4 protein-coding genes are annotated in these 6,231 nt (G+C 58.3%); 3 read left to right on the top strand and 1 reads right to left on the bottom strand.

What is annotated here, in order from left to right:
- Nucleotides 1-32 precede the first annotated feature (32 nt).
- Nucleotides 33-776 (top strand): 3-deoxy-manno-octulosonate cytidylyltransferase, encoded by a 744-nt coding sequence (kdsB, locus tag PY310_RS11220; RefSeq protein ID WP_275214454.1) that lies wholly within the window; start codon nucleotides 33-35, stop codon nucleotides 774-776.
- Between the two features lie 613 nt (nucleotides 777-1,389).
- Nucleotides 1,390-2,169 carry an acyltransferase gene (locus tag PY310_RS11225; protein WP_275214455.1) on the top strand — a complete coding sequence of 260 codons (780 nt, stop codon included), beginning with the start codon at nucleotides 1,390-1,392 and terminating at the stop codon, nucleotides 2,167-2,169.
- Between the two features lie 19 nt (nucleotides 2,170-2,188).
- Here PY310_RS11225 and PY310_RS11230 read toward each other — a convergent pair whose 3' ends face one another.
- Nucleotides 2,189-4,243, bottom strand: a complete 2,055-nt coding sequence (locus PY310_RS11230) for a hypothetical protein (RefSeq protein WP_275214456.1) — start codon at nucleotides 4,241-4,243, stop codon at nucleotides 2,189-2,191.
- Between the two features lie 379 nt (nucleotides 4,244-4,622).
- Between PY310_RS11230 and PY310_RS11235 the strand changes: the two genes are divergently transcribed.
- A partial coding sequence (locus PY310_RS11235) for a glycosyl hydrolase family 28-related protein (RefSeq protein ID WP_275214457.1) occupies nucleotides 4,623-6,231 on the top strand: 1,609 nt, incomplete at its 3' end.

The following is a 6,231-nucleotide window of genomic DNA, read 5'->3' on the forward strand; positions in this document are numbered from 1 at the left end:
CTCCAATTCCCGACCATTGAGGATATTCATCCATGCGAGCTCTCGCCGTGATTCCCGCCCGCTACCTGAGCACCCGGCTCGAGGGCAAGCCGCTGCTCAAATTGGGCGATCGCACCGTCGTGCAGAGGGTGTGGGATGCGACGATTGCCAGCGGCGAGTTCGACGACGTCGTCGTCGCGACGGACGACGAGCGGATCTTCGATGCCGTGCAGGGGTTCGGCGGCAGTGCCGTGATGACGTCATCGTCACTGGCCAATGGCAGCGAGCGGGTCGCCGCAGCCGCCGACTTGATGCAGGGAGAGTACGACGTAGTCGCCAACGTCCAGGGGGACCAGCCTTTCGTGTCCCAAGCCGCGCTCGGCGCGTTGCTTGCCCCGTTCCGTGAGGGCGAGACTGCAGACATGACGACGGTGGCGATGCCGCTCCAGCCGGAGTTCGCCGACGATCCTAACACGGTCAAAATTGTCACCGACGCGCACGGCCGGGCACTGTACTTCTCTCGTTCCCTCATCCCGGCGAATCCGCGCGGAGTCGCCCACCCGTATCTTCAGCACCTAGGGCTGTACGCCTTCCGTCGCGACGTGCTACGCCAGTTCCCGACGCTGTCGCCCACGCCGCTGGAGCGGGCCGAGAATCTCGAGCAACTCCGCGCGCTAGAACATGGCTTTGTCATCCTCGCCCGCGCCGCCGTGAGCAGCAGCATCGAGATCAACACCCCTGAGGACTACGAGCGCGCCCAGGCTTGGGTGAGGGAGCACGAAGGTGTGCAGTCGTAACCGATCTGCAGATCCAATCGACCGCTAGGCCGTAAAATTCAAATTGGGATGATTAGCCGCCGTCAGTCCGTGCAGCACAAGGCCTGGTTCGGAGTCCGTCCGGATGTACTTCTTAAGCGCGCTTCTTCGCCGGTTTGGAACGCTGGAGTTAATCAAGTCGGTGTGCGGTGGACGCCCCTTGCACACGTACTAAAGCCTATCCACGTCCTCGAACACCATAATCTCCCGCCTGGGCCTGTCACCGCCGTCATACGGGAAGGACAGGGGACACCGGAGCAACTGGGCAGAGACCCACGCCATCAGCGACTACCGAACTGACGCTCACCTTTGACCACCGCGTCTGCGGCGAGGGGCGGTAGCCGGGTTCCTCCGGTTCGTACCGGATGAGATCGTAAACCCGGGGAGCGTACTCGCGGAGCGCTGAGAGGCTGCGGGTATGTACCCGTGGAAGACCTTTACTAAAGCGTCAAGGTGGGCACTTTACAGGTTGCGGTGCGGCTGCTCCTTCGGGTGGGTGCTAGGCGGTGGATCATGCGGGTGCAGGTTCATGTGACGTAAATTGCTCTAAGTACATTCATTTGGGTTAATGCCCGAGGGTCGTTATGGTCGATCCATGACTCTCGACATTCCCGAGCGCGCCAGGCGTCTCGTCGCCGACCATGACCACTGCACGATCAGCTATTCCGGTTATGAGAGCATCGACGGCGAGCCGGGCATTTTCGGGCGCCCAGGGGCAGACCTTCACGCGCCGAAGGTCCGGGTATCGGGCGACCGGTCCGGGATATGGATTGGCGCGAACTCGCATGCGCACCTCGATGCCGAGGTCATTGGGAAGAACAGTGGAATTCTCATTGGCGACAACTGCCGGATGCGCCGGTTAGTTGTTCGGATTAAAGGCGACAATTGCTACGTCATTCTTGGTGCCGGCAGCACCTCAGAACATGTGACCATCATCGTGTCGCCCCGCGAACAGTCCGTAATCTTCGGGGATGACTGCATGATTTCCAGCAGTGTGGTACTGCGCACTAACGACGGTCACGGAGTATTTGACCGGAACACGCGCGAACGCCTTGGAGCGCCCGCTTCCATCGTTGTCGGCCCGCACGTCTGGCTGGGCAACGGCTCGAGGATCAACAAGGGAGCGCAGATCGGCGCCGGTACCATCATCGGCCAGGCGTCGATAGCCGGCGGCAAGATCGATGCTCACTCGTCCTACGGCGGTATCCCTGCCCGGAAGATTCGGAAGGAGATCGCATGGTCACGCACGGCGTCCTTCGATGACATCCCGCTCGAATTCCTTGGGCCGGCCGCCGCGGCTCCTGAGTTCGAGGAGCCGCGGCGGGGAATCAGGCAATTGTTAGGATCTTTCGCAGTTTCCCGGCAGCGTCCTTGATGGTGATGTGGCGGTTCCCCTATGAAATGTAAGCGTAGGGTAGGTTGCTGCTGACCGTGAGTGCTGGGCCTCGGGGTGGTGTAGATGCGGCGTTCGTTAGCCCTGCGGAGCCGTTGCCACACAGGATTGGTTCAAGTCCGAGAGTATTGGGTGACGATGACAAGCCACGCAGGACCGTTGGAATCGTCGCAACTTCACAGATTCCGACGTAGCACAGCCTATCTGTGGGCACCGTGTAGGTGGCAGTGAACGGAATAGTCAGAGGAGTACCTGGCAACCAACCTGTTGCGTTGTCGGCTGTGGTGCGAAGCAGGTTGCGGTTCACGTCGAAGAGGGCAAACCACCGGTTTATGAATCCGCTGGCGGGTGTTCCGCCGCTGACGAAGGTTGCTGATTTGACCACGGTACCCGCAGGGAGCCATACGGCGGTCATGAGCATGGTTCCTGACCTGATCGCTGCGAGCGAGGCTGTGCTGAGGTTACGGCGATCCATCGTCTGGGCCACTGCACCCGTGGGCGCATATTGAAGTTGGACAGGCGTAGCTTCACTTTGAATTTGATTGGCAACTCCGGCCGCATTTATGATCACCTGGGACGTGCCACCGAGAATAAGGTTGTGGACCTTGTTCTTTGAGGTTAAGGCGCTGAGGTTTACAGGGTTTGTGATAGTTGCATAAAAGGTACACGCTTCAACAACGTTGAGGATACTTGCGCCCGAGATTGAGACGCCGGTCAATAGTCCGATGTTGGAGACAAAGGTGCAACCAGTGATCCGTGTACTTGTCACGTCCTGCAACCAGACTCCCGTGCCGGTAGAGGTTCCACCACTGCTGGAGTATGTGTAAATGAGACTGTCACTAATCACGCCTTGGTTGGTTCGCGTAAAGTCGAAGCCTCTATTGATAAAAGCAATCTGACCGTTCGTGAACGTGACGAGCGGTGTTCCAGCGTCAACTGCGTCAAAGCGGAATCCTGTCCCAACCCCGATGAAGATACACTGGTCGACCATCACGCCTTCATAACCCTGAACGTCTAGCCCATACTGCGTGAAGAAGACATATGACTGCGAGATTGCTACGTCTACGGCCTGCGCATTCGCTGGGTTGGTGACCATTTCGATCCCGTGCGTAGAGACATAGTCATATGGCTTGGGGCCAGCGTACCCATCTACGTGTACCTGGTTAATTGTGAAGTTCATTATGTCTACCAGACGGATGCCCTTCCCCCATCCGTCATTGGCCGTTCCTGCGTCACCGCCGATGTTGACACGTGTAATTGATCCCCGGCTTCTGGTACGGGGGCGGAGGTTGGCGCCTGTCGTATTCTGAATGGTGCCGATAATTTCGAGTGCCACACCTGCACCGGCTGCTCGTGTGTAGAGTGACACTCCCTCAATGGTTACGGTGTGTTTAGCGTCGTTTTGATTCAGCTGGATTCCTGACCCGGACGACCACACAAGGACGCCGCCGCCCGTGATGGTCAGCGGCCCGCTGAGTGTTGCCACCAGTGGGGTGTTGCCAATGTAGTAGATAGCCCCCGAAAGGTTGAGTACCCCGCCTTTGGCGGCTGCGGTCAGGGCGGCTTGCATTGCTACTGAATCGTTTGTAACGCCGTCACCGACAGCACCATGGTCCTTGGGTGAGATGCCTAGGCGGGTTGGCGTGGTCCAGTCAGTGCTGGAGTAAGACACGCCTGAAGTGAAGCCCGATTTCGCGGTCACAGTTTCGCCGGTCGGTGCCAATACCTGAACGCCTGCAAGGTATGCCGTGTTGGCTTTCCATTTGGGAAGATAAGTGGCGGACAGGTCCGGAAATTGGGCGGATTGGATCTTTGCAGATGCGTCCAAGGTTGCGACGCCCGACGGCGCGGCCTTCTCAGCCATTGGGATATAGGTGGCGGCTCCCGTTTTATCGCCGGGTGCGGCCTGGGCGCGGTCGGCACCCATAGCGGCGGCGGCGCAAGCTCCCGTGAGCGCCGTTACAAGGGATCCTAATCGGAGAAGCTCTCGGCGCTTCACGATAGAAACGCGTGGCGATGCTGGCGCCTGGTCTCCGCTATGAATCTCTATGGCCATATCCAGAAGTTATTTGGCCTGGAGGTGCGGAGCCACAGTGATGGTTACGCGTCTTATTTCAAGTGAGTACTCATTTGGAGTTGACGCTACTCAAGTTTGGCGCTCAGGACTGGAGTGTCTGCCCCCGAGTTGCATGGCTCCTTACTTGTGAGGGTTTCCTTGGTGTGGGTTTGGCTCAGCAGAGTGGGGGATACTTCGCCGGTGTTCAACATTGGGGTAAGTAGTTTGAGCATCATAAAACGGGTAGCCTCCACTGTGGCCGATAACTGGCTTAGCAAATACCCTCTAGTGACTAGTAATCCCAAGTCGGAGGGGCTCGTGCTGATGCTTAGCCCACTACTCCTCGATGTCGCTCGGTCAGTCTTGGTGAGGCGCAGCGATGAGTAACAATGCTGGAGATTCCGAATCGTCTGTCCCGCTTCAGGCTGGGGTTCGGCGTCGTCGGTTTATAACGTTGGGAACCCTAGCAGCTGCCTTCACCGGCGCTTCTTCCGTCTCGAGTATGGGAACGAGTAAGGTGCGCGCCGCCGCGGGCGACAAGGACCCGACCGGGGAATATGTCTTCAATGTGAAGGATTTTGGGGCCAGCGGCGACGGTACCGGATCAGACACCAAGGCCATTCAGGCGGCAATTAACGCCGCGCACGCTTCCGGCGGTGGCCGCGTCCACCTACCTCGCGGCGTGTATAACCTCAGCATTAACAGGGAGCCAGAGTCATCCGTCGACAGCATCATCCGAATCAGCAAGAAATCCACAGGCAAGATCTTTTACGAAACCGCCCGTTCATGCATCATCCTGCGGGCGGGGGTAACAATGTCTGGGGACGGAGTCGGGGTCACCACTCTGCGGAGGCTCACAGCGGGACCAAGCATGGTTATTGAGCTCCTCGACTTCTCCGATGGCGGCATTCATGACATGTCGATCAAGGGGCCGGGGGCAGCTACTACCGTTCACGGAGTCTTCGTCTCCACCACGAAGCTTGCGGGGCACATGAACCGTAATGTCACGCTGAGAAACCTTGAAATATGCGACATGGGAAACTATGGCATCGGATACCAGTACGGTTCACCGCAGAATCTGCGTTATCAGGACTTGTGGATTCACGACGTTGGGGATGATTGCATTGACCACAAAGTCCGGCACGGTCCGATCGACTACCTAAACAACGGTACCGACGGTGTCTTCCTCGACAACATACTGTGTGAACGGTGGGGCACTCGGTTGACGGACGCGTCTGCGCTGGACATCCGTGGGCAAGCCACTGTCTCAAACATCACTGCCCGGGATTTCGGCACAACCGGCTTCCGGACATATGGGGTTACGCTCTCGTCGGGAATTGCCAATGGGGTGGATAAACGGGCTGCCACGGCGCGGTCGACACTTACAAACTTTTACATCGAAGGAAAGCCAGGTTTTGACTGTGTGGGTCTTGCCCTCTACACAGGCGGCCCTACCACTTCTACGAACGGACATGTCCGGTGGTGCACAACTAGCGGGGTGTGGGCACGCCCAAGCACTGGGGACTGCCCCGCAGTCCCCAGGGGACTGCACACCCAGACGTGGGTTAATGGCCCTGAAATTGTCGGAGTCACGGTCGAAGGGTCACGGGCCGGGAGTGCATTTTTCCTTGAGACCCGTGCATCCATTATTGGCGGTCGGGTGCTTGGCGATTACCAGTACTTCGACTCTTCTCGCGGGAACCTTGCCGTCGGACAGACCTCGCTTGGTCTATGGCATGAGCCTGGGGAGTCGTTTTATCTGGTCAAGAATGGGGAGGAACTCGCGGAGGGGCAGGACTTCACGCTATCGGGTGCAACGGTGAAGCTCAGTGTGGCGGCCGTCGCGGCCGACAGCTACTACTGGTGTGTCTCCAAAATAGTTGATGCTTTGAGCGTTAAGCTTGTGTCATGGCGAACATTGCTCCTGCTTTGGTGGTTTCTGATTCCCAGCGTGCTTTGTTGGAGGTGCTCGCGAAGTCGCAGACGGC

Source organism: Pseudarthrobacter naphthalenicus (genome assembly GCF_029076445.1).
GTDB lineage: Bacteria > Actinomycetota > Actinomycetes > Actinomycetales > Micrococcaceae > Arthrobacter > Arthrobacter naphthalenicus.